Here is a 20,684-nt window from a genome sequence, read left to right as displayed (position 1 = left end):
GGCTGGCGCGCCCGCGTCATGCCGGTAAGACTAAAACAAGGGTGAGGCATGGGGTTGCGCTGCAATCCGTACTGAACCCGGTTTTGAATAATTTTCATACTGATTCCGGGCCGGCCTATCCCCCAGAGACGCCGGAATTGGTAGCGCGGAGAAACGCATGGCTTCTGCAGCGGAACAATTGGCATCCAACCTCAATTTTTCGACCTTTGCCAAAGCCGAGGATTTGAAGAAGCGCCTGTGGTTCACACTGGCAGCTCTCCTCGTTTACAGGCTCGGCACTCATATTCCGCTTCCGGGCCTCAATCCCGAAGCCTATGCCCAGGCTTTCCGCGGCCAGTCAGGCGGCATTCTCGGCCTTTTCAACATGTTTTCGGGCGGCGCTGTGCAGCGCATGGCGATTTTCGCGCTCGGCATCATGCCCTATATCTCTGCTTCGATCATCGTGCAGCTCATGACATCGGTCGTGCCGGCGCTCGAAAACCTCAAGAAAGAGGGTGAGCAGGGCCGTAAGATCATCAACCAGTATACCCGCTACGGCACGGTCATCCTCGGTGCGCTCCAGGCCTACGGCATTGCCGCCGGTCTCGAGAGCGGCCAGGGCCTCGTCGTCGAGCCGGGCTGGTTCTTCCGTGTTTCCACCGTTCTGACGCTGCTCGGGGGCACGATGTTCCTGATGTGGCTCGGCGAGCAGATCACCTCGCGCGGCATCGGCAACGGCATCTCGCTGATCATCTTCGCCGGCATCGCCGCCGGTCTTCCGACAGCTCTTGCAGGCACGCTCGAACTCGGCCGCACCGGTGCGCTGTCGACCCCGCTCATCCTGCTGGTGATCCTCGTCGCGATCGCCGTCATCGCCGTCATCGTCTTCGTCGAGCGTGCGCAGCGCCGGCTGTTGATCCAGTATCCGAAGCGCCAGGTCGGCAACCGGATGTTCCAGGGCGACACCTCGCACCTGCCGCTGAAGCTCAACACTTCGGGCGTCATCCCGGCGATCTTCGCCTCGTCGCTGCTGCTCTTGCCGGCAACGGTCGCAGGCTTTGCCAGCACCACGGCAATGCCTTCCTGGGCAACATCGATCGTCGCGGCCCTCGGCCATGGCCAGCCGCTCTACATGGTGCTTTATGCGGCGCTGATCGCCTTCTTCGCCTTCTTCTATACGGCCATCGTCTTCAATCCGAAGGACACGGCCGACAATCTGAAGAAGCATGGCGGCTTCATTCCCGGCATCCGCCCGGGCGAGCGCACCGCCGAATATATCGACTACGTGCTGACCCGAATCACGGTGATCGGCGCAATCTATCTCGTCTTCGTCTGCATTCTCCCGGAGATCCTGGTGTCGCAAACCGGCATTCCATTATCCCTTGGTGGGACTTCGCTTTTGATCGTGGTTAGCGTAACTCTTGATACGGTTGCACAGATCCAGGGTCACCTGATCGCGCAGCAATACGAAGGCCTGATCAAGAAATCGAAGTTGCGTGGAGGAAAGAGGGGGCGATGAGACTTATCCTTTTAGGGCCGCCGGGCGCGGGTAAGGGAACCCAGGCCCAGCGGATCGTGGAAAAGCACGGCATTCCGCAGCTTTCCACGGGGGACATGCTGCGCGCAGCGGTGAATGCCGGCACGGATGTCGGCAAACGCGCCAAGGCGGTGATGGACGCCGGCAAGCTCGTCTCGGACGAGATCGTCATCGCCATCGTCTCCGAGCGAATCGATCAGCCCGATTGCGCCAACGGCTTCATTCTCGACGGCTTCCCGAGGACGCTCGTCCAGGCCGATGCCACCGAAGCGATGCTGAGAGCAAAAGGTCTCGGTCTCTCCGTCGTCATCGAATTCCGTGTCGACGACGATGAACTGGTCCGCCGTGTCGCCGGTCGCTATTCCTGCGCGCAGTGCGGCAGCGTCTACCACGACACCGACAAGGTTCCGGCTGCCGAAGGCGTGTGCGACAAGTGCGGTTCAACGCACTTCAAGCGCCGTCCCGACGACAATCCGGAGACCATGACGGCTCGGCTGCAGGTCTACTACAAGGAAACCTCGCCGCTGATCGGCTATTACCATGCCAAGGGCAAACTTAGGTCCGTGGACGGCATGGCGGAGATCGATCAGGTGACCGCCGAGGTCGAAAGCATTCTTTCCAAGCTTTAAGGCTTTGAAAATAAACTTGGCGGAACGGTTGCTTTTCAGCAGTGATTCCGCTAAACACCGCGCCAACTCGCGACATTCCATGCGATCGGCGCGGATTTCCCAGGGAAGTCCGGGTGCGGTCGTTTTGACATGTTACGGACGTAAATCTGAACGAGCGGTTCCAAAGACCGCATAACGAAGCCCACTTGCCGGATGGCAACTGGAATGCAAGGAGAACAGGCGTGGCACGTATCGCTGGCGTCAACATCCCGACTGCAAAGCGCGTTGTTATCGCGCTGACCTACATTCACGGGATCGGTCCGAAATTCGCACAGGAAATCGTCGAGAAGGTCGGTATCCCGGCTGAGCGTCGTGTGCATCAGCTGACGGACGCCGAAGTCCTTCAGATCCGCGAAGCCATCGACCGCGACTATCAGGTCGAAGGTGATCTTCGTCGCGATACCGCGATGAACATCAAGCGCCTGATGGACCTCGGCTGCTACCGCGGCCTGCGTCATCGCCGCGGCCTTCCGGTCCGTGGTCAGCGCACGCACACCAATGCCCGCACCCGCAAGGGCCCGGCAAAGGCAATTGCTGGCAAGAAGAAGTAATTTCCGGGAAACCGGGGTGGGGAGGCTGGCGGTCTGCGCCGGCCTCTTTTGAGTTTGGAGCGGGACCATATAGGCGCCGTTCCGGTGTAGCCGCTGGCATTACGGCGGTGAAGAGATCAACGAAAGGAATACCATGGCTAAGGAAGCCGTCCGCGTTCGCCGTCGTGAGCGCAAGAACATCTCGTCGGGTGTCGCTCACGTCAACTCGACCTTCAACAACACGATGATCACCATCACCGATGCCCAGGGCAACGCGATCGCCTGGTCGTCGGCTGGCGCCAAGGGCTTCAAGGGCTCGCGCAAGTCGACCCCGTTCGCTGCCCAGATCGCTGCCGAAGACTGCGCCAAGAAGGCGCAGGAGCACGGGATGAAGTCGCTTGAGGTCGAAGTCTGCGGTCCGGGTTCGGGTCGTGAATCGGCTCTGCGCGCGCTCCAGGCTGCAGGTTTCATGATCACGTCCATCCGCGACGTGACCCCGATCCCGCACAATGGCTGCCGTCCGCGCAAGAAGCGCCGCGTCTGATCATCGCTCTCGTCACTGGTGAGCGCCTTGGCGCTCCCGGTGGTTTTCAAGCTCGGTTGCCACGATTGGATGGTGGCAACGAACGGAAGGCAAACTCATGATTCAGAAGAACTGGCAGGAACTGATCAAGCCGAACAAGGTGGAGTTCTCCTCGAGCTCGCGCACCAGGGCGACGCTTGTTGCCGAACCGCTGGAGCGCGGCTTCGGCCTCACCCTCGGCAATGCGCTTCGCCGCGTTCTGCTCTCCTCGCTGCGCGGCGCTGCCGTCACGGCGGTGCAGATCGATGGCGTGCTGCATGAATTCTCCTCGATTCCGGGCGTCCGCGAAGACGTGACGGACATCGTGCTCAACATCAAGGAAATCGCCATCAAGATGGATGGCGACGACGCAAAGCGCATGGTCGTGCGCAAGCAGGGCCCGGGCGTTGTCACGGCTGGCGACATCCAGACGGTCGGCGATATCGAAATCCTCAACCCCGAGCATGTCATCTGCACGCTCGACGAGGGCGCCGAGATCCGCATGGAGTTCACCGTCAACAACGGCAAGGGCTACGTTCCGGCTGAGCGCAATCGTGCGGAAGATGCTCCGATCGGTCTCATCCCGGTCGACAGCCTCTATTCGCCGGTCAAGAAGGTGTCCTACAAGGTAGAAAATACCCGCGAAGGACAGGTTCTCGACTACGACAAGCTGAACATGACCATCGAAACCGATGGCTCGATCACCGGCGAAGACGCCGTCGCTTTCGCGGCGCGCATCCTCCAGGATCAGCTTGGCGTCTTCGTCAACTTCGACGAGCCGCAGAAGGAAACCGAAGAGGAAGCAGTCACCGAACTCGCTTTCAACCCGGCGCTCCTCAAGAAGGTGGACGAACTCGAACTGTCTGTCCGTTCGGCAAACTGCCTGAAGAACGACAACATCGTCTACATCGGCGACCTCATTCAGAAGACCGAAGCAGAAATGCTCCGCACGCCGAATTTTGGTCGCAAGTCGCTGAACGAAATCAAGGAAGTTCTCGCTTCCATGGGCCTGCACCTCGGCATGGAAGTGCCGGCATGGCCGCCCGAGAACATCGAAGATCTCGCAAAGCGTTACGAAGACCAGTATTAAAAATCAAAAAGGCAGGCTCTTCACGACTGCCTTTCCCCGTCAAACAGCAGGCCGATCGCCTGCATGTGCCAGGAAACGGCAGGCCCGGTAACGAAGTAAGGGCACTGCATTAAAGGAGAATAGCAATGCGCCACGCAAAGGCCGGCCGCAAGCTGAATAGAACTGCAAGCCACCGCAAGGCGATGTTCGCCAACATGGCGGCTTCGCTCATCACCCACGAGCAGATCGTCACGACCCTGCCGAAGGCCAAGGAAATCCGTCCGATCGTCGAGAAGCTCGTCACGCTCGGCAAGCGCGGAGACCTGCATGCTCGTCGCCAGGCGATCTCGCAGATCCGCGACGCCGCCGTCGTTTCGAAGCTGTTCGACACGATCGCAACGCGTTACGCCACCCGCAACGGCGGCTACCTGCGCATCATGAAGGCCGGCTTCCGCCAGGGCGACAATGCCGCTTTGGCCGTGATCGAATTCGTTGATCGCGACACCTTCGCCAAGGGCGCAGCCGACAAGGCCCGCGTCGCTGCCGAAGAGCAGGCCGTCGCCGCTTAAGTCTTCCGCTCCGTCGGAAATAAAACAGCCGGGCTCACAAAGCCCGGCTGTTTTTGTTTGCGCATCGGCCGTGGACGAACGTGGAAGCTGCAGCGACAGGCGAGCACCTCGCCGGGTCGCCTCGACACTCCGGCGGTTGATCTCTGTAGGATTGATTCCATTGCGCGAATTCATTCAGACTCGCTCTCAAGCGCAGTTCCTTCGCCTCGTAGGCCTGCTTGTGGTGATCGTGCTCGGACTGGCGCTCAGGCGTTTCGGCTACGCGATCGATCTGCCCTTCATCATCGTCAAATATGGTGGGTCGGCGCTGTGGGGCGCGATGGTCTATCTGCTTGTGGCGCTGTTTGTCGCAAGGTCGCGGCCGGCAATCATTGCCGCCATGGCGCTGTTCATCGCGATCTCGGTGGAGTTGTTCCGGCTCTATCACACGCCCTGGCTCGACGCATTTCGGCTGACGACCGCAGGGGCGCTGCTGCTCGGCCGGATATTTTCGCTCTGGAACATTCTGGCTTATGCGATCGGGATCGCCGCGGCCTGCGCTTGCGATCCCGCCCGTCGGATGGCGGTTGGTTATCGCCGGTAGGCCTACGGTCTCACGAAGCCGACGCCATGGCGCGATTGCGCGTCCGGCCCTGGCCTTTTTTCCGGCTGCGGGCGATCGGCCGCCACGAGCGGTAGAGGATGAGCGCGATGATCAGCCCGACATAGATATATTGCTCGAGATCGAGGATCTTGGTCGAGAGCGCGAAATGCAGCGCCCCGCAGGCGGCAACAATGTAGACGAGGCGATGCAGCCAGTTCCAGTTCGCGCCCAGGCAGCGGATCGAGAGGTTATTGGATGTCACCGCCAGCGGAATCAGCATGGCAAGCCCGGCCATGCCGAACATGATGAAGGGGCGCTTCAGCACGTCATTGACGACGGCGGAGATATCCATCGCCTGGTCGAGCACCATGTAGACGGTGAAATGCATCAGCGCGTAGTAGAAGGTCTGCAAGCCCAGCGCACGGCGGTAGCGCAGGTAGTTCCAGCCGAACAACTCGCGGGCAGGGGAGACGGCAAGTGTCAGAATCAGGAAGCGGATCGTCCAGATGCCGAGGAAGAGCTCGAAGGTCTTGACCGGATCGGCGCCGAGCTGATCGGTCGCGCCGAGATAGAAGGTCCAGCCAGCCGGCACGAGGCCTGCGATATAGAGCAGCCAGACGGAGGCGGGCTGCCAGCGCTTCGGGATGGCGAGCGACAATTCCGCCATCAGAAATTCGCCTTCAGATCCATGCCGGCATAGAGGCTCGCCACCTCGTCGGCATAGCCGTTGAAGGGCAGAGTGGGGTGGCGGCTGGCGCCGAAGAAGCCGCTTTCGCCGATGCGCCGCTCGCTCGCCTGGCTCCAGCGCGGATGGTCGACTTCAGGATTGACGTTGGCGTAGAAGCCATATTCCTGCGGATTGGTCACCTGCCAGGTATTCTTCGGCTGCTGGTCGGTGAGCGTGATCCTGACGATCGACTTGATCCCCTTGAAGCCGTATTTCCACGGCACGACGAGGCGGATCGGCGCGCCGTTCTGGTTCGGCAGCGTTTCGCCATAGAGCCCGACGGCAAGCAGCGTCAGCGGATGGCGCGCCTCGTCGAGGCGCAAGCCCTCGACATAGGGCCAGTCGAGCGACTGGAAGAAACCCTTCTGCCCCGGCATTTCGTCCGGCCGCACGATGGTTTCGAAGGCGACATATTTGGCGCTGCCGAGCGGCTCCACCTTGTCGAGCAGCGATGCCAGCGGAAAGCCGTCCCAGGGAATGACCATCGACCAGGCCTCGACGCAGCGCATGCGATAGGTGCGCTCCTCGATCGGGAATTCCTTCATCAGCGCCTCGAGGTCGAAGGTGCCAGGTTTGTTGACCATGCCGTCGACCTTGACCGTCCAGGGCAGCGGCTTGAAATTGCCGGAATTCGCTGCGGGATCGGCCTTGTCTAGGCCGAATTCATAGAAATTATTGTAGGTGGTGACGTCCTTGAGCGGCGTCGGCTTTTCGTCGACCTTGTACTCGCTCCCGACGGCGGAAAGCGCGGCCGCGCTCGCCTTGCCGGCGCCGTAGAGCGCCATGGCGCCGAGCGCCGCAGCGCCGAGGAATTCACGGCGGCGCACATAGAGCTGGCGCGGCGTGATCTCCGACGACGCGATCTTCGGGGGGCGATAGCTTGGCATGTCGAAAACCTCCAGGGCGGATTTTTCAATATAGTTCTTAAACGAACCGCCCGCATGTTCGGATTAAAGCATTCGCGCAAAAGTGTGCAGCGGTTTTGCGATAACGACATGCGTAAAAACAAAGACCTAAAGCGCGGGGAGCGAATTTGAAAGATCGCGACGCGCTTTATTGTCTATGCCTTGAATATCACCGACGGGAAGCCAATTTTTTGTGTTCGCCTGTGATGGAATAGGCTGTAACCGAACCCCGCGCCGAACCGTATATCACCAATGGCGCTCAAGGCGCTTCTCTCGGCAGCGTACCGGATTTGGCCTTGCCGGTAGTGACAGCTCCCGCCGATTGGATTAGGACAATTCCAAAAAGCAGCGTTGCCCGGCCGCAGGCTCAATGCCGCCCCGCTTCGCCTGATGATCTCCGACACGTCGAGGAAGACACCGATGCCAGCTTACCGTTCGAGAACCACGACCCACGGCCGCAATATGGCAGGTGCCCGCGGCCTTTGGCGCGCCACGGGTATGAAGGATTCGGATTTCGGCAAGCCGATCATTGCGGTTGTGAATTCCTTCACCCAGTTCGTGCCCGGCCACGTGCACCTGAAGGATCTCGGCCAGCTCGTCGCCCGCGAAATCGAGGCGGCGGGCGGTGTCGCCAAGGAATTCAACACGATCGCCGTCGACGACGGCATCGCCATGGGCCATGACGGCATGCTCTACTCGCTGCCCTCGCGCGAGCTCATTGCCGACAGCGTCGAATACATGGTCAATGCCCATTGCGCCGATGCCATGGTCTGCATCTCCAACTGCGACAAGATCACTCCCGGCATGCTGATGGCGTCGCTGCGCCTCAACATCCCCACCGTCTTCGTCTCCGGCGGCCCGATGGAAGCGGGCAAGGTCGTGCTGCACGGCAAGACCCATGCACTCGACCTCGTCGATGCCATGGTCGCCGCAGCCGATGAAAAGATCAGCGATGAGGATGTCCAGACCATCGAGCGCTCGGCCTGTCCGACCTGCGGCTCCTGCTCCGGCATGTTCACCGCCAATTCGATGAACTGCCTGACGGAGGCGCTCGGCCTGTCGCTGCCCGGCAACGGCTCGACGCTCGCCACCCACGCCGACCGCAAGCGTCTCTTCGTCGAGGCCGGTCACCTGATCGTCGATCTCGCCCGCCGCTATTACGAGCAGGACGATATCAAGGCGCTGCCGCGCACCATCGCCTCCAAGCAGGCCTTCGAGAATGCCATGGCGCTCGACATCGCGATGGGCGGTTCGACCAACACGGTCCTCCACATCCTTGCCGCCGCCCATGAAGGCGAGATCGATTTCACCATGGCCGATATCGACGCGCTGTCGCGCCGGGTGCCGTGCCTGTCGAAGGTCGCACCTGCAAAGAGCGATGTTCATATGGAAGACGTGCACCGCGCCGGCGGCATCATGTCGATCCTCGGCGAGCTCGAGAAGGGCGGTCTCTTGAACCGCGATTGCCCGACCGTGCATGCCGAGACGCTGGGCGATGCGATCGACCGCTGGGACATCACCCGCACCAACAGCGAAACCGTCCGCAACTTTTACCGCGCCGCGCCCGGCGGCATCCCGACCCAGGTCGCCTTCAGCCAGGAGGCCCGCTGGGACGAACTCGATACCGACCGCCAGAACGGCGTCATCCGCTCGGTCGAAAATCCGTTCTCCAAGGATGGTGGCCTTGCCGTGCTCAAGGGCAATCTCGCGGTCGACGGCTGCATCGTCAAGACGGCCGGCGTTGATGAATCGATCCTGAAATTCTCAGGCCCGGCCCGCGTCTTCGAAAGCCAGGATGCCTCCGTCAAGGCGATCCTCGCCAACGAGGTCAAGGCTGGCGACGTCGTCGTCATCCGTTACGAAGGCCCGAAGGGCGGCCCCGGCATGCAGGAAATGCTGTATCCAACGAGCTATCTGAAGTCGAAGGGCCTCGGCAAGGCCTGTGCGCTCATCACCGACGGCCGCTTCTCCGGCGGCACCTCGGGCCTCTCGATCGGCCACGCCTCGCCGGAAGCGGCAAATGGCGGCACGATCGGCCTGGTGCGCGAAGGCGACATGATCGACATCGACATCCCGAACCGCACGATCAGCCTGCGCATCGACGAGACCGAACTTGCCGCCCGCCGCGCCGAGCAGGACGCCAAGGGCTGGCAGCCCACAGAAGTGCGCAAGCGCAACGTCACGACGGCGCTGAAGGCCTATGCTGCCTTCGCCACCAGCGCCGACCGCGGCGCCGTGCGGGATCTGAACGCCCGCTAACAACTGGTCGAACCTACTACCCGCTGATCAAGAGTCAGCTGCTCAAGACCGGCCGCTTTCAAAGCGGCCGGTTGATGTTTTTATAGGTCTCGCCGAGCTGCTTCAGCCGCTCGTCATAGGCGGCCTTGATACAGGCAGCGTCCGCCGCGCATTCCTGCCGCTTCTTCAGCCAGGCGGTCTGCTCGTCCTGCAATGTCCCGCGCGAGCCCATCGCCAGCAGGCCGGAGAGCAGCTCGAAGGTCGTCACCATCTTCACGTCGGCATCGTTGAGCGCGCGGTTGTCGCAGATCGCCTTTTCATCCGGCTTCAATTCCTTCGCATCGCAGTCGAAGCTCGCCGCCTGCGCCATACCCGACGTCAAGGCAAGGATTGTAAAACCAAGGACCGTCGCTATCGCTTTCGTCGTCATTATTCAAAGTCTCCTTGCCGCTGATCAGACCAGCTTGCGCACCGCCAGAGCCAGAAAGATGATGCAGATGAACCAGACGGCAAGGATGAAGATCAGGCCGCTCCGGCCGGAAGGGCGTTCGATGCGTCTTGCGGCTTCCTCGCGAAGCTCGCTCATCAAGTCGGGCGGAACGAGCCGCGTCGCCAGCAGGATGCCGAGCGGCACGATGATGAGATCGTCGAGATAACCAAGCACGGGAATGAAATCGGGGATGAGATCGACGGGCGACAGCGCATAGGCTGCAACGGCGCCCGCCACCGCTTTCGCATGCCAGGGCACGCGTGGATTCCGGGCGGCAAGCCATAGGGCGACGATGTCACGCTTCAGTGACTTCGCCCAGATTTTGGCTTTTGATATCAGTTGCATGGCCAAATTTCCTGAATCGAATTCGCAAAGGCTTCGAGCGCCGTCTCATGAGGTCATCTCTGCCTTATTTTTCCATGCTTCCGCCCTCTTTCCTTTCTAGCGTCGGGCCGCAGAACAGGATGATTTTAGGCCGGTTCGGCCTAAAATCTGAATCCTGTTCGCAATTGAATAGTTAGAGCATGATGTCGTCCGAAAACCGCTCACACTTTTCGGCATCATGCTCTAAAACGCTGCTCAAGAAGATTCAAAAGGGATACCCATGCAAGGCCTGTTCAAGCGCGCCTCCGTCTCGCTATTCGCTCTCATGCTCGTTCTGCCGGCAGCGGCCAATGCACAGACCGCAAAGACCGTACCCGAGAGCCAGATGCAGATGCAGCTCTCTTTCGCCCCGCTCGTCAAACAGACGTCGGGCGCCGTCGTCAATGTCTATGCGGAAAAGACCGTCCGGCGGCAGTCGCCCTTTGCCGGCGACCCCTTCTTCGAGCAGTTCTTCGGCCAGCAGATGCCGAATCGCTCGGAGAAGCAGTCCTCGCTCGGTTCCGGCGTCATCGTCGAGGCGAACGGCACTGTCGTGACCAACAATCACGTCGTCGAAGGCGCCGACGACATCAAGGTCGCGCTGCCGGATGGGCGCGAATTCCCCTGCAAGGTGGTGCTGCGGGATGACCGTGTCGATCTTGCCGTGCTGAAGATCGACACCAAGGAAAGTTTCCCGACATTGCCGATCGGCAATTCCGATGCCGTCGAGGTCGGCGATCTCGTGCTGGCGATCGGCAACCCCTTCGGCGTCGGCCAGACGGTGACGAGCGGCATCGTCTCGGCTCTTGCCCGCAACCAGGTGGTCAGGAACGAGTTCGGCTTCTTCATCCAGACCGACGCCTCGATCAATCCCGGCAATTCCGGCGGCGCGTTGATGAACATGAAAGGCGAGCTGATCGGCATCAACACGGCAATCTTCTCGCGCGGCGGCGGCTCGAACGGCATCGGCTTCGCCATCCCCGCCAATCTGGTCAAGGTCTTCCTCGCTTCGGCCGACGCCGGCGTCAAATCTTTCGAGCGGCCCTATGTCGGCGCAAGCTTCGACGCCGTGACCTCTGAGGTGGCCGAATCGCTGGGGCTGAACAAGGTTCGCGGCGCGCTCGTCGTCAAGGTTTCGGAAGGCGGCCCGGCCGCCAAGGCCGGGCTGAAGGCCGGTGAAATCGTCACCGCTGTCGACGGTATTTCGGTCGAACATCCGGATGCGCTGCTGTACCGGCTGACGACGGCCGGTCTCGGCAAGTCGGTCAAGCTCACCGTCGTCGAGAATGGCCGCGAGGAGCAACTGCCGTTGACGCTCGATCGCGCCCCGGAAACCTCGCCGCGCGATCAGCGCACCATCGGCGGACGCACCCCCTTCAGCGGCGCTGTCGTCGAGAACCTGTCGCCACGGGTCGCCGACGAGCTGCGCATGCCGCCGGAATCGGCAGGTGTCGTTGTCTCCGAGGTCAAGGAGGATTCGCCGGCCGCTCGTCTCGGCTTCGAGCCGAAGGATATCATCGTCTCGATCAACGGCACCGATGTGAAGACCACCAGTGACCTGTCCGAAATCGCCGATAGCGACCCCGGCCTCTGGCGGGTGGAGATCGAACGCGACGGTCAGCGCATCCGGCAGTTCTTCCGATGAGCAATGATCTCTTCGCGCCGCGTGTTCCGGAAGAGGTCGCCGCCAGGCGGCCGCTTGCCGACCGGCTGCGGCCGAAGACGCTTGCCGATGTCACCGGTCAGGAACATCTGACCGGTGAGGACGGTGTGCTGAAAAGAATGATCGAAAGCGGCTCGCTCGGCTCGATGATCTTCTGGGGCCCGCCCGGCACCGGCAAGACGACGGTGGCGCGGCTGCTGTCGGGCGAGGCGGGGCTGGCTTTCGAGCAGATTTCGGCGATTTTCTCAGGTGTCGCCGACCTGAAAAAGGTGTTCGAGACTGCCCGTCTGCGCCGTATGGACGGCCGCCAGACGCTGCTCTTCGTCGACGAGATCCACCGTTTCAACCGCGCCCAACAGGACAGTTTCCTGCCTGTTATGGAGGACGGCACCGTCATCCTCGTCGGCGCCACCACTGAAAACCCGTCCTTCGAGCTCAACGCCGCTCTGCTGTCGCGCGCCCGTGTGCTGACCTTCAAGTCGCATGACGAGGAGAGCCTGGAGGAATTGCTGAAGCGCGCCGAGGCGATCGAGCAGAAGCCGCTGCCGCTGACGGAGGAAGCGCGCGTCAGCCTGATCCGCATGGCAGACGGTGACGGCCGCGCGGTGCTGACGCTTGCCGAAGAGGTCTGGCGCGCCGCACGCGAAGGTGAGAGTTTCGATACCGAAGGCCTGACGCGCATCGTCCAGCGCCGCGCCCCGGTCTATGACAAGGCGCAGGACGGCCATTACAATCTGATCTCGGCGCTGCACAAATCCGTGCGCGGCTCGGACCCCGACGCCGCCCTTTATTATCTCGCCCGCATGTTCGATGCCGGCGAGGATCCGCTCTATCTCGGCCGGCGGCTGGTGCGCATGGCGGTGGAGGATATCGGCCTTGCCGATCCGCAGGCACTGGTGATCTGCAACGCCGCCAAGGATGCCTATGAGTATCTCGGTTCCCCGGAAGGGGAACTGGCGCTGGCCCAGGCCTGCGTCTATCTCGCCACCGCGCCGAAATCGAATGCCGTCTACACCGCCTTCAAGGCGGCAAGCCAGGCCGCCAAGCAGAACGGCTCGCTGCTTCCACCGAAGCATATCCTCAATGCGCCGACCAAGCTGATGAAGGGCGAAGGTTACGGCGACGGCTACCGCTACGATCACGATGAACCGGACGCCTTTTCCGGCCAGGATTACTTCCCGGAGAAAATGGGCCGCCAGACCTTCTACGATCCGCCGGAGCGCGGTTTCGAACGCGATATCCGCAAGCGGCTGGAATGGTGGGACAAGCTCCGCAAGGAGCGCAAGCCGCGCTGACGCGTCCGGGCCTGTTCGATTGGCGAACGGGGTTCAGCCGCCAAGCGCGATCGCTATTGCAACCAGCAGCAAGCCGAGACAAGTCATCGTCATCCCGGCATAAAAAGGCCTGCCTCCTGAAAACCTCGCCCACGCATAGCCCGTCACAAACAGCAGCGTGATGAGAAACAGGTTGCTGGTTCTGAGGGCAAGGTGCTCACTGTCGATGAGAAGGAAAGGGATCACCGCCGGAATGGCGGTGGCGGAGACCAGAACGAAGACCGCGATTGCGGCCAACAGATCTCGTTTCGGGAGGGACGCCTTCACAGGATCGGCCCGGCATGCGAGCGTCAGGAGCGATCGATAGAGTGCGTCCGCGTCGGCACCCTTTGCAGAGAACGGTGCCTCCGCTATCGGGAATTCCTTCGCAAGCACCGTCAGCGCCGCAGATTCGCTTCTGGCGGTTTTGATCTGCCGAAAAAGCCGCAGCCGCCTGCTTTTGTAAAACGTCGTGCCCAGGAAGAACAAGACGGCGTCAATGATCCCCCAAGCGACGTTGCAGCCGATCGTCGCGACGATCAGATCGCGGACATCCAGCCCTTCCTTTTCAAAAACCAGCCTCGAACCGACCGTCCACGTCAGCGCCATGATCAATCCGAAAAGGACCTCGCCGAGCGCATCGCCGGGATCGATGATATTGGTGATACGACCGATAGGGTTCGAAGTCATGGACTGCTCCCCACTTGGTGAAGATCATAGCCGGCTGTTACCGCCTGCTATCGGAGCATGAAATGGCAAGCTGACGGCAGCCGGTAATGTTGCGGCGCAGATAGTCTTACGGCCGGAAAACTGTGACCGAAGCAGCAGCCTAATTCATTGATCGTGATCAAAGGCCGGGACGATTGGCCGGTCTTGACGGTTTTGCCGACGGAGCGCGTCTGGGCTCGGTGCTGCAAAGCCTCAGGAGGGGCGCGGCGTTTTCTGATTGGCTGGTGCGGCGATCACCTTGACGGCGGATTCCGCCAGTCCGTGATGACCTTCCATATCGACGACGACATGCCAGTGACCGCTTTCCGGAACAGCGAGCTTGACCGGCGATTTGCGCGCCACCCCGCCGATATATTTGAAATCGAGAACCTCGGTGAAGCGCTGGAAGTTCGGCGCCGTCATCAGCCGCACATTGTTCACCGCATTCAACGACACCTCGACGATCGTTCCGGCGCGTTGTTCCTTAAGATCGTAATGGGTGAAGCGGAAATTCGGTTTCGGCATCGGTCTCGTGGTGTCTGAAGTCTCTGCGCCGAGATTTTACCAGCACGCCGGTTAAAGAAAAGTTGGAAATCGGCCGTTCGGCCCGTCTGCGTTTTGCGCTCCGCGGAAACTGCGCGTGGACGGGCTCAGAGCGCAGCGTAAACGATGTAAAGTTCGACGCAGGCAAGCAGAATGCTGAAGACGATCAGCGCCCAGGCAGTGCGCTTCTCGCGCATCCGCCGGCTGCCGCGCGTGGCCCTGTGTGGGCGAAGAGGGTGGAAGGCGGCGGAGATGATGTTTCGCATGGCATTTGACCTTCGCAATGACAGCGAGAGTCTACTGCCGGCCGCCGTAGGAAATCCATTCGCGGCGAGGGGCCAAAATATAGGAAAGGCATAAGAGGCCGGTATCAGAAATTTCGATGCACAGTGTCGGAAAACGATGACCGCCACCGTCCTTGCGGTATCGATGCACAGATGGAGCAGGACATGTCGAAGATGACGCTGATTTCGATGATCGCAACGGCCGCTGCCTTCCTGGCCGCGCCGGATATCTCGGCCGCGGGCGGCGCTGCGCCAGTTATCGAGGATGACAAGGCCATTGCGCCGATCGTCAGGAAGGGAAGTCTGCCGGTCAACGGCATCGATTATTATTACGAGATCCGCGGCGAGGGCGAGCCACTGCTGCTGCTTCACGGCGGCCTCGGGCAGATCGAGATGTTCGAGCCTGTCATGCCCATCTTCACGGATCACCGCCAGGTGATCGCCGTCGACCTGCAGGGGCATGGCCGCACGCCCCTCGGCAATCGGCCGATCGAGCTTGCGGCAATCGGCGCCGATCTTGCGATCCTGGTGAAGCAGCTCGGTTACGACAGGCTCGACGTCTTCGGCTATTCCTTCGGCGGCGGCGTGGCGCTGAACATGGCGGCCAACGCGCCTGACCAGGTGCGCCGGCTGGTGATCCTGTCGGCGCCCTATGCGCAGAACGGCTTCTTCCCGGAGATGCTGCCGCAGCAGGCCGCCGTCGGCGCCGGCATGGCGGAGATGATGAAGGACACGCCGATGTTCCTCTCCTACAAGGCGGTGGCGCCCGACGTTTCCGAATTTCCGAAGCTGCTCGACGCCATGGGTGCGCTGATGCGCGAACCCAAGGATTATGGCGATGCCGTCGCCAAGCTCACCATGCCGGTGATGCTGATCTATGGCGATGCCGACATGATCCGCCCCGAGCATATGGTCGATTTCTACCACAAGCTCGGCGGCGGCCTGCGCGACGCCGGCTGGATGCGGGAGAACATGTCGAAGAACCGGCTGGCGATCCTGCCCGATCTCACCCACTACGAGACCTTCGCTTCGCCGCTCATGGCCAATGTGGCAACGACTTTCCTCGACGGCGGCGGCAAGGCGCCGACCTGGGCCGAGCAAATCGGAAAATAAGCGAAGCGGCCGGGTTTCTTCCGGCTGCTTTGGCTCCCGCCGTCATCATGATGCCGCCGCATCCCGAAATCCGCCATATCGGTGGGCTTCAAGGCGGTCATCGACGCGATGAGAGCCGAGTGAAAAGCGCAGGATTCACATCCTTCACCCTTTTGACTCCTGTGCGCGAACTGGCCAATGATGCTGCGATGGCCGCCATGGCCAGCATCATTGGGAGAGGTCGATGAACGGTCGGATTTTGCCAAATGCCAATCGAAGCGCCTCAAAGCGGCTCGGCGGTCTGCTGCCGGCATTGGCCGCGCTGATGCTGTTGGCCCCGGCGGCGGTCGGCAAGGACATTGGACCGCAAAGCCAAGCCTCGCGCGAGCAGGTCGAAAAACTCGTCGGCCTCTGGAAGGATCATTTTGCCGGCGCCGATGGCCTGCAGCAGCGGCGCACAGCCTTCCGGACGCTGATGGAAACGACGCCGGGGCCGACCCGCATCCAGGTCCGGCAGGTCGATGCCGACGGCGTCGATGCCGAACTGATGTGGCCCGCGCGTCTTCATCACCCGATCGGCCAGAGGGTGATCCTCTATATTCACGGCGGCGGCTTTTCCGGCGGCTCGATCCGCACGCACAGCCTGCTTGCCGGCTCGCTCGCCAAGGCCGCATCCAGCGACGTGCTTCTGATCGAGTATCGGCTGATGCCCGAATATACCTATCCCGCCCAGATCAACGACGCGCTGACGGCCTATCGCTGGCTTCTCGACAACGGTTACCGCGCCGAGAATGTCGTTGTGGCGGGAGACGGCGCCGGCGGCAATATCGCGCTCGAGGCTGTGCTGCGGCAGAGGCAGGCGGCAAAGCCGCTGCCGGCGGCCGTCATTGCGCTCAGCCCCATCACCGATCTCGCCGCGACCGGTGGATCGATGACATCGAATGCCGATAGCGATCCGCTGGTCGGAAGCGCCTCGATCGAGACCTTGCGCAAGGCCTATCTCGGCAGCCGCTCGCCGACCGATCCCCAGGTATCGCCGCTTTACGCCGATATGACCGGTTTTCCGCCGCTGCTGCTGCAGGTCGGTTCCGGCGAGGTCCTGCTCGACGATACGCTGCGGCTCGCCGACAAGGCGCGCCAGGCGGGCGTGGACGTCACCACCGAGATCTGGCCCGGCATGCCGCATCAGTGGCAGCTGTTTCCCTCGCTGCTCGACGATGCCGATCGGTCGAGCCAGAATATCGCCGAGTTTGCGATCCGGCATTTTGCCGACAAGCCGGAAGAATAGAGGCCCGCAGGAGTAGGGCTGCGGGGCAGGGAGCTCACGTCCTCGGGATCCGCATCATTGCGATGTGCCGCGCGACGGTGACGGCGCCAGAGGCCGTTCGACTTCCCGGCCGACGCTGAGCGCCTTTCTGATATTCGGCTCCAGCCGCTCGATATAGGCGTGGTCGGGTGCGGCGCCCAGCGCATCCAGCATTTTCGAGAAGAAACACCGGGCCGCTGCCGCGGCCGTGACGTCGAAGACCTCGGCGTCACTCAGCCCGTGTTTCTTCAGCCCGTCTATATCCTGCTGGGTGACCGACGTCGCGTCGCGCGCCACCTTGGCGGCAAAGGCCATGATTGCCCGTTCGCCGGCATCGATCGGCGCTTTCTCCGTCTCGTTGACGACGGCCGTCAGCCCGTCGCTGGTAAAACCCTCGCGCAGCAGCACCGAGCCGTGCGCCAGCATGCAATAGGAGGATTTCAGCTCCTTGGCCGCCGCCAGCGTCACCAGCTCATAGCGCCTGAGGCTCATATGTCCGCGAATGCTCGAAAGCAGCGCTGCCCAGTTCTCCATCACCTCCGGCCGGTGTCCGAAGGCACGGTACATGTTCGGCAGATAACCATAATTCGCCTCGGCCGACGCATACATCGACGTCGTCTTCTCGCTGGCGGATGCATTGGGGGTGTGAATGAAAGCCATGGCATGGTCCTCCTCTATAGCGAGAAGGATAGGGTAGATATGCGGGACAGCAATCCTGAAAAATCAGGCAGCGTCACTGCTCGCAGAAGCGTGACCAGCCCGCTCGATCGGAAGGGTTACGGTGAATGTCGAGCCGCATCCTCTTGCGCTTCGAACGTCGATCGAGCCGTCATGCAGTTCGACGATCTGCTTCACCAGGTTGAGGCCGATGCCCGTCCCGGCAATTCCGGTCGACGTTCCGGCACGAAAATAGCGCTGGAACAGCCGGGGCACGTCTTCGGGATCGATCCCCACCCCGTCATCGCTGATCGAAACTTTGACGTTTCCGGTCTCCTGCCATGCCGTGACACGAATTTCGGAGGTTCCGGGCGCGTATTTGACGGCATTGGACAGCAGGTTGGTAAAGACCTGCGCTAAAGTTCGGGGATCGGCATCGATGAACTCCGGCAGCCCGTCGATATCCAACACGAAGCTGTGCGTCTTGGCGATCGTCGACTGCCGCTCGCAACAGCTTCTTATCAATGATCGCAAGGCGCAGGCATCGTAGCTGATATCGATCTTGCCGGTGTCGAGGCGCCCGGCCGAAAGGATGCTCTCCATGAGATCGACTATCCGGTTCACCGATGCGCGGATCTGATCGACCTTGTCGCTTAAGAATTCGGGCTCGACTGCTCCTCTTTTGCGCAGCAGCCGCTGGGCGGCAGCGTCGATGATGGCGAGCGGGGTGCGGAATTCATGGGAGGCCATTGCCACGAACTGCCGCTGCAATTCGTTGATGTTCCGCTCCTGCGCAAGCATTCGCTCGAGTTCCCGCGCCTGCCGCTCGACCTCGGCCGTGCGGCTCTGCACCGTCGTTTCGAGCTGATCGTGGTGCCGGCGCAGCTCTTCCGTCAGCCGCACTGTTTTGGTGACGTCTTCGTGGGTGGCGACGTATCCACCGTTCTGCATCGGATTGTGGGTGATTTTGATGACGCGGCCGTCGGAGAGCACGATATTCTGGCTGGCCACCGCGCCGCGCGCCGTCGCTTCGAACACCACATCGAAATAGGTCGCGGTGTCGGCCGGACCATTTCCCTCGCGGCTGCGATAGGCCAGGATATCGACAAGCGGCGTCCCGGGCTGCGTCAGTGAAACCGGCAGATTGTACATCCGTGCGTAGGAGGGGTTGCACAGGATCAGCTTCTTCGTCGAATCGAACATGCACAGCCCATGCGGCATGTTGCGGAGCGCCGCGTCGAACCGGTGATGTTGTTCGGTGAGACTGTCTTCGACGCGGATCAGGGTCGAGATGTCTTCATAGCTGAGGATCCAGCCTCCCTCTTTCGATGGGGCGCAGGTCAATGAAACCATCCGTCCGTCGGACAGCGCAAACTGAGAGGTGTGCGGCCTGCCGGTCGTCGACTGCCGGCATGCGGCTGCGCGGCAATCGGCGGTGCCCGGCAATCCGTCGATTTTCATTCCTCTGCCGATGGCTCCAGCCGGCAGCCCGAGAATATCCAGCGTGCGGGAGTTGAACGCAGTCACCCTATCGGCAGGATCAAGGAGAACGATGCCTTGCGGCAGGTTCTCCAGAATGGATTCAAACGAGTGTGGCATCATCCGGCCCTGCTTCAGATCTGGCACGTTGCACGTATCCGTAGCATTCGTCAGAAACGATAAAGTTTCGCTAATGGCTATCGATCCGACGTCCTCACTCAAGCCTATTGGATCCACGAGGTCTGCCGTGATTTATCCTCGGAATTGAAAAGCACGATCGCTGCCTTCGCATAGATGTTGTCATCTGGGACGAAGCCCATATCGAAGCGGCTATCCAGGCTGTTGTCGCGATTGTCGCCCAGCACGAAATAATGCCCGTCGGGGACAGTGAATTCCCGGGTGTTGTCGCCACGAGAGTTGTCCACTTGCTCAACGATCATATAGCTGCGGCCAGATGGCAGCGTCTCTTTAAAGGCATGCACCGTCACTGATTGATACGTCAAATCACCCGCCGGCTCGCGCTCGACTGCGGTACCGTTCAAGTAGAGAATACCGGATTTCATCTGAATGCGGTCACCCGGCAGGCCGACGACGCGTTTCACGAAATCGATCCGCGGGTCCGTCGGCTGGCGAAACATGACGACATCGCCTCGCTCCGGCCCATGTCCAAATATACGATGCCGCGGTCCAAGCCCGTATGGGAAAGAATAGCGGCTGTATCCATAGACATATTTTTGCGCGAACATGTAGTCGCCGCTCCGCAAGTTAGGCAGCATGGAACTCGCCGGTATCGTGAATGGCTGAAAGAGCAGACTTCGAAGCAGCATCGCCAAGGCCAAGGGTGCGACCAAAAAGATCAGAAAAAGACTATACCACCGCGAGTACCAAGGAAACATGGTCTCTGCTGGCATCCTCTTTGCCGTGCGATAGCCATGCAGCAGGCCGATCAGATGCCAGGCAAAGATCAGCAAATACCCAAAAGCAGCGGTCGAAGGAGCGCCAGACAACCAGAGTTGACCGATCAGGATGCCGACGCCGCCGATAGAGTAAGCGATGGCATTCCAGCCGCGCCCGAGATAAGCCATGACCAAATCCGGGCCGAATAGAAGGCCCAACGTCGCTGCGCAAATGGGACGACGAGCGCGAAAAGCTCTAAAAATTTGCATAAAATATCTCAATAGGTTTGGCGAATATACTCAGGTCACGATCACTCTTTGATTGGCGCCTCATTTCGACTTGTAGTCGATGTCCTGAAAAATACCAGCCCTGGATTGACCGTGTTCTACCGCAGAAAAATGTAGCTCTCTCTTGCCCGAGAATATCGGGAGATGTCCCTTGATCTCGGCTCAAATTTAGAACGTTCCAATTTTATAAGCGCTTCATTGCTGCGTAGGTCGCCGAGAAACTCGCGGAAAATGT

General features: G+C 61.0%; 22 protein-coding genes. 12 read left to right on the top strand and 10 right to left on the bottom strand.

The genetic code is table 11. From position 1 onward, the window contains the following. The first annotated feature begins 157 nt into the window (after positions 1 to 157). From secY to QMO80_RS04365, 7 genes are all read left to right on the top strand, one after another. Positions 158 to 1,498: a preprotein translocase subunit SecY gene (secY, locus tag QMO80_RS04395; protein WP_283199042.1), complete on the top strand. Its 1,341-nt coding sequence runs from the start codon at positions 158 to 160 to the stop codon at positions 1,496 to 1,498. Further along, positions 1,495 to 2,145, top strand: a complete 651-nt coding sequence (locus tag QMO80_RS04390; protein WP_283199041.1) for an adenylate kinase — start codon at positions 1,495 to 1,497, stop codon at positions 2,143 to 2,145. The genes secY and QMO80_RS04390 overlap by 4 nt, the downstream gene beginning before the upstream one ends. Positions 2,146 to 2,366: 221 nt before the next feature. Further along, a complete protein-coding gene (rpsM, locus tag QMO80_RS04385) occupies positions 2,367 to 2,735 on the top strand; it encodes a 30S ribosomal protein S13 (RefSeq protein WP_003573772.1) in 369 nt (122 codons plus the stop codon). A 133-nt stretch (positions 2,736 to 2,868) separates the two neighbouring features. After that, entirely contained in the window at positions 2,869 to 3,258 is a 390-nt protein-coding gene (gene rpsK / locus QMO80_RS04380; RefSeq protein WP_003547577.1) for a 30S ribosomal protein S11, read from the top strand. Positions 3,259 to 3,355: 97 nt separating this feature from the next. Then, complete coding sequence (locus QMO80_RS04375; protein WP_003547579.1) at positions 3,356 to 4,366, top strand: DNA-directed RNA polymerase subunit alpha; 1,011 nt, start codon at positions 3,356 to 3,358, stop codon at positions 4,364 to 4,366. A 125-nt stretch (positions 4,367 to 4,491) separates the two neighbouring features. Then, entirely contained in the window at positions 4,492 to 4,914 is a 423-nt protein-coding gene (gene rplQ / locus QMO80_RS04370) for a 50S ribosomal protein L17 (protein WP_085736921.1), read from the top strand. A gap of 160 nt (positions 4,915 to 5,074) precedes the next feature. Continuing rightward, a complete protein-coding gene (locus QMO80_RS04365; RefSeq protein WP_283199040.1) occupies positions 5,075 to 5,497 on the top strand; it encodes a DUF2809 domain-containing protein in 423 nt (140 codons plus the stop codon). Positions 5,498 to 5,507: 10 nt separating this feature from the next. Here the strand turns inward: QMO80_RS04365 and msrQ are convergent, their stop codons facing one another. Continuing rightward, positions 5,508 to 6,164: a protein-methionine-sulfoxide reductase heme-binding subunit MsrQ gene (msrQ, locus tag QMO80_RS04360; RefSeq protein WP_283199039.1), complete on the bottom strand. Its 657-nt coding sequence runs from the start codon at positions 6,162 to 6,164 to the stop codon at positions 5,508 to 5,510. Then, positions 6,164 to 7,111 (bottom strand): protein-methionine-sulfoxide reductase catalytic subunit MsrP, encoded by a 948-nt coding sequence (gene msrP / locus QMO80_RS04355; protein ID WP_283199038.1) that lies wholly within the window; start codon positions 7,109 to 7,111, stop codon positions 6,164 to 6,166. Before msrP ends, msrQ begins: the two co-directional genes overlap by 1 nt. 438 nt (positions 7,112 to 7,549) lie before the next feature. Between msrP and ilvD the strand changes: the two genes are divergently transcribed. Continuing rightward, positions 7,550 to 9,388: a dihydroxy-acid dehydratase gene (gene ilvD, locus QMO80_RS04350; RefSeq protein WP_283199037.1), complete on the top strand. Its 1,839-nt coding sequence runs from the start codon at positions 7,550 to 7,552 to the stop codon at positions 9,386 to 9,388. A 58-nt stretch (positions 9,389 to 9,446) separates the two neighbouring features. Here ilvD and QMO80_RS04345 read toward each other — a convergent pair whose 3' ends face one another. Both QMO80_RS04345 and QMO80_RS04340 read right to left on the bottom strand, forming a co-directional pair. After that, positions 9,447 to 9,800: a lysozyme inhibitor LprI family protein gene (locus tag QMO80_RS04345; RefSeq protein ID WP_283200110.1), complete on the bottom strand. Its 354-nt coding sequence runs from the start codon at positions 9,798 to 9,800 to the stop codon at positions 9,447 to 9,449. Between the two features lie 21 nt (positions 9,801 to 9,821). Beyond that, a complete protein-coding gene (locus QMO80_RS04340; protein ID WP_283199036.1) occupies positions 9,822 to 10,202 on the bottom strand; it encodes a YkvA family protein in 381 nt (126 codons plus the stop codon). Between the two features lie 259 nt (positions 10,203 to 10,461). On the opposite strand from QMO80_RS04340, the gene QMO80_RS04335 reads away from it, so the two are divergent. Both QMO80_RS04335 and QMO80_RS04330 read left to right on the top strand, forming a co-directional pair. After that, the gene (locus tag QMO80_RS04335; RefSeq protein WP_283199035.1) at positions 10,462 to 11,865 is read left to right on the top strand and encodes a DegQ family serine endoprotease; all 1,404 of its coding nucleotides are present in this window, start codon (positions 10,462 to 10,464) and stop codon (positions 11,863 to 11,865) included. Then, positions 11,862 to 13,178 carry a replication-associated recombination protein A gene (locus QMO80_RS04330; RefSeq protein ID WP_283199034.1) on the top strand — a complete coding sequence of 439 codons (1,317 nt, stop codon included), beginning with the start codon at positions 11,862 to 11,864 and terminating at the stop codon, positions 13,176 to 13,178. The genes QMO80_RS04335 and QMO80_RS04330 overlap by 4 nt, the downstream gene beginning before the upstream one ends. A 33-nt stretch (positions 13,179 to 13,211) precedes the next feature. On the opposite strand, the gene QMO80_RS04325 is transcribed toward QMO80_RS04330, so the two are convergent. From QMO80_RS04325 to QMO80_RS04315, 3 genes are all read right to left on the bottom strand, one after another. After that, positions 13,212 to 13,886: a VIT1/CCC1 transporter family protein gene (locus QMO80_RS04325; RefSeq protein ID WP_283199033.1), complete on the bottom strand. Its 675-nt coding sequence runs from the start codon at positions 13,884 to 13,886 to the stop codon at positions 13,212 to 13,214. Between the two features lie 231 nt (positions 13,887 to 14,117). Then, positions 14,118 to 14,429: a DUF1883 domain-containing protein gene (locus tag QMO80_RS04320; protein WP_085742266.1), complete on the bottom strand. Its 312-nt coding sequence runs from the start codon at positions 14,427 to 14,429 to the stop codon at positions 14,118 to 14,120. Positions 14,430 to 14,554: 125 nt separating this feature from the next. Continuing rightward, positions 14,555 to 14,713 carry a hypothetical protein gene (locus QMO80_RS04315; protein WP_283199032.1) on the bottom strand — a complete coding sequence of 53 codons (159 nt, stop codon included), beginning with the start codon at positions 14,711 to 14,713 and terminating at the stop codon, positions 14,555 to 14,557. 183 nt (positions 14,714 to 14,896) lie between these two features. Between QMO80_RS04315 and QMO80_RS04310 the strand changes: the two genes are divergently transcribed. Continuing rightward, positions 14,897 to 15,844, top strand: a complete 948-nt coding sequence (locus QMO80_RS04310) for an alpha/beta fold hydrolase (protein WP_283199031.1) — start codon at positions 14,897 to 14,899, stop codon at positions 15,842 to 15,844. 292 nt (positions 15,845 to 16,136) lie between these two features. Beyond that, positions 16,137 to 17,111: an alpha/beta hydrolase gene (locus tag QMO80_RS04305; protein WP_283200109.1), complete on the top strand. Its 975-nt coding sequence runs from the start codon at positions 16,137 to 16,139 to the stop codon at positions 17,109 to 17,111. 54 nt (positions 17,112 to 17,165) lie between these two features. Here QMO80_RS04305 and QMO80_RS04300 read toward each other — a convergent pair whose 3' ends face one another. From QMO80_RS04300 to lepB, 3 genes are all read right to left on the bottom strand, one after another. Beyond that, the gene (locus QMO80_RS04300; RefSeq protein ID WP_283199030.1) at positions 17,166 to 17,789 is read right to left on the bottom strand and encodes a carboxymuconolactone decarboxylase family protein; all 624 of its coding nucleotides are present in this window, start codon (positions 17,787 to 17,789) and stop codon (positions 17,166 to 17,168) included. A 63-nt stretch (positions 17,790 to 17,852) separates the two neighbouring features. After that, positions 17,853 to 19,388, bottom strand: a complete 1,536-nt coding sequence (locus QMO80_RS04295) for a PAS-domain containing protein (protein ID WP_283200108.1) — start codon at positions 19,386 to 19,388, stop codon at positions 17,853 to 17,855. A 101-nt stretch (positions 19,389 to 19,489) separates the two neighbouring features. Then, positions 19,490 to 20,350 carry a signal peptidase I gene (gene lepB / locus QMO80_RS04290; protein ID WP_283199029.1) on the bottom strand — a complete coding sequence of 287 codons (861 nt, stop codon included), beginning with the start codon at positions 20,348 to 20,350 and terminating at the stop codon, positions 19,490 to 19,492. Positions 20,351 to 20,684 lie beyond the last annotated feature (334 nt).

This window comes from Rhizobium sp. BT03, from assembly GCF_030053155.1.
In the GTDB taxonomy this organism is placed as follows: Bacteria; Pseudomonadota; Alphaproteobacteria; order Rhizobiales; family Rhizobiaceae; genus Rhizobium.
This window is presented reverse-complemented; position numbering and strand designations above follow the sequence as displayed.

What these genes read in the sequence shown, in the direction of transcription:
- QMO80_RS04320 (WP_085742266.1), bottom strand. Translation starts at nt 14,429, where the DNA reads ATGCCGAAACCGAATTTCCGCTTCACCCATTACGATCTTAAGGAACAA.
- secY (WP_283199042.1), top strand. Translation starts at nt 158, where the DNA reads ATGGCTTCTGCAGCGGAACAATTGGCATCCAACCTCAATTTTTCGACC.
- msrQ (WP_283199039.1), bottom strand. Translation starts at nt 6,164, where the DNA reads ATGGCGGAATTGTCGCTCGCCATCCCGAAGCGCTGGCAGCCCGCCTCC.
- QMO80_RS04390 (WP_283199041.1), top strand. Translation starts at nt 1,495, where the DNA reads ATGAGACTTATCCTTTTAGGGCCGCCGGGCGCGGGTAAGGGAACCCAG.
- QMO80_RS04310 (WP_283199031.1), top strand. Translation starts at nt 14,897, where the DNA reads ATGTCGAAGATGACGCTGATTTCGATGATCGCAACGGCCGCTGCCTTC.
- QMO80_RS04315 (WP_283199032.1), bottom strand. Translation starts at nt 14,713, where the DNA reads ATGCGAAACATCATCTCCGCCGCCTTCCACCCTCTTCGCCCACACAGG.
- rpsK (WP_003547577.1), top strand. Translation starts at nt 2,869, where the DNA reads ATGGCTAAGGAAGCCGTCCGCGTTCGCCGTCGTGAGCGCAAGAACATC.
- msrP (WP_283199038.1), bottom strand. Translation starts at nt 7,111, where the DNA reads ATGCCAAGCTATCGCCCCCCGAAGATCGCGTCGTCGGAGATCACGCCG.
- QMO80_RS04325 (WP_283199033.1), bottom strand. Translation starts at nt 13,886, where the DNA reads ATGACTTCGAACCCTATCGGTCGTATCACCAATATCATCGATCCCGGC.
- QMO80_RS04295 (WP_283200108.1), bottom strand. Translation starts at nt 19,388, where the DNA reads ATGATGCCACACTCGTTTGAATCCATTCTGGAGAACCTGCCGCAAGGC.
- lepB (WP_283199029.1), bottom strand. Translation starts at nt 20,350, where the DNA reads ATGGCTTATCTCGGGCGCGGCTGGAATGCCATCGCTTACTCTATCGGC.
- QMO80_RS04330 (WP_283199034.1), top strand. Translation starts at nt 11,862, where the DNA reads ATGAGCAATGATCTCTTCGCGCCGCGTGTTCCGGAAGAGGTCGCCGCC.
- rplQ (WP_085736921.1), top strand. Translation starts at nt 4,492, where the DNA reads ATGCGCCACGCAAAGGCCGGCCGCAAGCTGAATAGAACTGCAAGCCAC.
- QMO80_RS04375 (WP_003547579.1), top strand. Translation starts at nt 3,356, where the DNA reads ATGATTCAGAAGAACTGGCAGGAACTGATCAAGCCGAACAAGGTGGAG.
- QMO80_RS04335 (WP_283199035.1), top strand. Translation starts at nt 10,462, where the DNA reads ATGCAAGGCCTGTTCAAGCGCGCCTCCGTCTCGCTATTCGCTCTCATG.
- QMO80_RS04340 (WP_283199036.1), bottom strand. Translation starts at nt 10,202, where the DNA reads ATGCAACTGATATCAAAAGCCAAAATCTGGGCGAAGTCACTGAAGCGT.
- QMO80_RS04300 (WP_283199030.1), bottom strand. Translation starts at nt 17,789, where the DNA reads ATGGCTTTCATTCACACCCCCAATGCATCCGCCAGCGAGAAGACGACG.
- ilvD (WP_283199037.1), top strand. Translation starts at nt 7,550, where the DNA reads ATGCCAGCTTACCGTTCGAGAACCACGACCCACGGCCGCAATATGGCA.